Source organism: Parafrankia sp. FMc2, assembly GCF_041008525.1.
Lineage (GTDB): Bacteria > Actinomycetota > Actinomycetes > Frankiales > Frankiaceae > Parafrankia.
This window is the reverse complement of the sequence record NZ_JBFLUG010000299.1, coordinates 1-3,499: the sequence shown is the minus strand read 5'-3', so window position 1 is coordinate 3,499 and position 3,499 is coordinate 1. Positions and strand designations below refer to the sequence as shown.

At 72.1% G+C, this 3,499-nt stretch carries 2 protein-coding genes; both read left to right on the top strand.

The features are described from left to right. Nucleotides 1-829 precede the first annotated feature (829 nt). Nucleotides 830-2,521: an ABC-F family ATP-binding cassette domain-containing protein gene (locus AB1460_RS36405; protein WP_368967043.1), complete on the top strand. Its 1,692-nt coding sequence runs from the start codon at nt 830-832 to the stop codon at nt 2,519-2,521. 152 nt (nt 2,522-2,673) lie between these two features. Continuing rightward, nucleotides 2,674-3,261, top strand: coding sequence for an NADAR family protein (locus tag AB1460_RS36400; protein WP_368967042.1), 588 nt, complete (start codon nt 2,674-2,676; stop codon nt 3,259-3,261). Nucleotides 3,262-3,499 lie beyond the last annotated feature (238 nt).

The window sequence follows — 3,499 nt, the reverse complement described above, 5'->3', positions numbered from 1 at the left end:
GTTCGATCAGTTCCCACTCGCCGTCGGTCAGGTCGCCACGGGTCATACAACCGTGCTACCAGCTGGAGCACCCGAACACGAAAGACGACCATCCCGCCTGTGATCCGGACCCGGAACAGGCCCTAACGCCGCCAAGCGCGTGCCCGCCGCGTGCGCCGCGGGCCTCCTGCGCCCGGACCGGTGCCCGGAGCTGCCGAACACGATCCCCGGATCCTGCATGGTGATGTCCCCCATCTCGCGGTAGGTGCCGTGCCGCGTCATCGGTCGGGACGTCTGGTTCTCCGCGGGATCCGCCGTTCGCCCGCGGGGCCGCACTCGTGTCCCCGCACGCCCGCACGGCCCGTCGCCCCAGCCAGCCGACCCGCTGAACCGGACCGCCGGTCCGATGCGCACGGCTACCGTACGGACCCACGGTCCGTTTCACAAGAGAAACTTAAGGAAAGCCGCAGGCTGGACGGCTGTGGCCAACCGGCGCCGCAACACGCCAGGTCACGCGCCGGCCGAAAACGAGTTTCGGGCCCCCTGGGACAGCGGCTATCGTGGACCGGCGGCCCGCACAGGAGGCCGGCAACCTACCTCGAGGAGCCACGGCGTGGAGGGCGACGACGACATCTCCGGGTGAACCCCGGAGAGCCGCCGGCCGGGCGGGCGCGTGCTGGCGCCGCCGTTCGTGCCGGTGTGCCGTCCTGCGTCCGTTGCCGATTCCGCCGGGCACCACCCGCCGCTCGACGCCGTCCCCGCCTGACCGACTGCCTGCCTGTCGCGCGGTGAACGCGTAGCTGTCGGGGGCCGCCGCCCGCGCACACGCGATCCGAGGTCCTCCGCCCGCATGTCCTCCCACAGTGCTGCCACCCGTCCGTCCGCACGCACGCCCGACTCGTCCGTGGTCTGCTCGGGCCTGTCGTTCTCCTGGCCGGACGGCACGCCCGTCCTCGACGGCCTCTCCTTCAGCGCCGGGGCCGGCCGCACCGGCCTGGTCGCCCCGAACGGGGCCGGCAAGAGCACGCTGCTCCGGCTGATCGCCGGCGAGCTGCGCCCCGCCGCCGGCACCGTCACGGTCGCCGGCACCCTCGGCTTCCTTCCCCAGAACCTGCCGCTGGCGGACGCGGACGGGCTGACCGCCGCCGAGCTCCTCGGGATCGCCCCGGTGATCCGCGCGCTGCGCGCCCTGGAGGCCGGCGACGCCCGCGAGGAGCACTTCACCACGATCGGCAATGACTGGGACGTCGAGGAACGGACCCGCGCCGAACTCGACCGCCTCGGCCTCGGCGACGTGTCCCTCAACCGGCCGCTGGGCACCCTCAGCGGCGGCCAGATCATGTCCCTGGGCCTGGCGGCGCAGCTCCTGAAACGCCCGGACGTCCTGCTGCTGGACGAGCCGACCAACAACCTCGACCAGACGGCCCGCCGCCGACTCCAGACCGTCGCCGACTCCTGGACGGGTTGTCTGCTCGTGGTCAGCCACGACCGGGCGCTGCTCGACCGGATGGACCGCATCGCCGAGCTCGACCGTGGCGAGATCCGCTGGTACGGCGGGAACTTCACCGCCTACGAGGAGGCGGTGCGCGCGGAGCGGGCCGTGGCGGAACGCGACGTCCGCACCGCGGAACGGGACGTCCGCCGGGAGAAGCGCGAGCAGCAGCAGGCCCGCGAACGGGCGGCCCGGCGTGCCGGCACCGCCGCCCGCAACCTCGCCGACGCCGGACTGCCGAAGATCGTCGCCGGGCGGCTCAAGCGCTCCGCGCAGGAATCAGCGGGCCGTGTCCAGGAGGCGCACTCCGCGCGGATCGGGCAGGCCCAGGCCAGGCTCGAGCGGGCCGAGGAGGCGCTGCGCGACGATCCGCTGCTCGTGCTCGAGCTGCCGGCGACCCGCGTCCCCGCCGGGCGGACGGTGTTCACCGGGGAGCGCCTGCAGGCCCGCTACGCCGGGCGGGACCTCTTCGCCGGCGACGGGATCGACCTGACCATCCGGGGCCCGGAGCGGATCGCGCTCACCGGCCCCAACGGAGCCGGCAATTCTACCCTGCTGCGGCTGCTGGACGGCGGGCTGGCGCCCTCCGGCGGGGAGATCCGGCGCGCCGACGGCCGGTGCGCCTACCTCTCCCAGCGCCTCGACCTGCTCGACCCCGGCCGCACCGTGGCCGAGAACATGGCCGCCTTCGCCCCGCAGGCACCACTGGCAGAGCGGAGGACCCTGCTGGCCCGCTACCGGTTCCGCGGGACCGCCGCCGACCGGCCGGTCGGCGCGCTCTCCGGCGGGGAGCGGCTGCGGGCCACCCTGGCCTGCGTCCTGCACGCCGAGCCGGCGCCACACCTGCTCCTGCTGGACGAACCGACCAACAACCTGGACCTGGTGGCCATCGGCCAGCTGGAAGGCGCCCTCGACGCCTACCAGGGCGCGTTCGTCGTCGTCAGCCACGACGAGCACTTCCTGCGACGGATCCGGGTGGAGCGCTGGCTACACCTCGACCGCGGCCGGCTCACCGAACCCGCGGCCCCCACCTCACCGTCGCCGCTATGACCACCCCGGCGTCGGGCTGGCGCGGCTGCTACCGAGAGGAACGCGGCCCACCTTGAGCATCGCTCGTTCCATGTTCCGACAGAGGAGTCGCCGGTGGAGCTGCTGAGGAAAGGTGTGGCGTACGTAGTCGGGACCTGACAACGTCACGTCTCATGCCCGGTATCGACGAACGGCCCCGTTCCGTGGACGAACTACGACGGTGGGAGCAGACGGGTGCGCTGCCAAAGTTCCTGTTCTTCTGGGGTCACCGGCCACCGTCGGGCGGCGGCGTCGGAAAGGGTTGCCTCAGTCAGTGGTGGCCAGCCGATTTCACTGTGGACGACAGGACATACCGCAGCGCCGAGCACTTCATGATGGAGCAGAAGGCGAGGCTGTTCGGCGACGAGACAGCCGCCGAACGGGTGCTCGCTGCTGCGAGTCCGGGTGAGGCGAAGACGCTGGGGCGCCAGGTTCGCGACTTCGACGAGGAGATCTGGGCCAGCCGCCGTTACGACATCGTCGTGCGCGGCAGTTTCGCGAAGTTCAGCCAGGACCCCGCTCTGCGGGAGTACCTCGTCGGAACCAGCCGGCGGACACTGGTCGAGGCAAGTCCGCTGGACCGCGTCTGGGGGATCGGCATAGCTGCCGACGACGAACGAGCGGGGCGCCCGAGTGCCTGGCCGGGTCTGAACCTTCTCGGCTTCGCACTCATGGAGGTACGCGGCCTGCTGGCAGCATCCGCGCCGGCGGCGGCGTTCTGACACCGACCGGCCGCGACTGGGTCCACGAAGTGCCGGGGCCGACATGGACGAGGCCGACCTGGGGCAGGGCACAGGCCGGTCGAACGCCTGCCGAATCGGGGCACTTCGGCGCTAGTGCAGCTCCGCGTAAGTCTTGCTGGGGTTGTCGTCAGGCGGCTTTGAGGGGTTCGCCGGTGTAGGTCCAGCGGTAGGGCTTGGCGGTCCGGTCGTGGACCTCGATGAAGTGGAGGATCTTCTC

Coding starts and splice junctions, on each gene's coding strand:
- AB1460_RS36405 (WP_368967043.1), top strand. CDS start 830: ATGTCCTCCCACAGTGCTGCCACCCGTCCGTCCGCACGCACGCCCGAC.
- AB1460_RS36400 (WP_368967042.1), top strand. CDS start 2,674: ATGCCCGGTATCGACGAACGGCCCCGTTCCGTGGACGAACTACGACGG.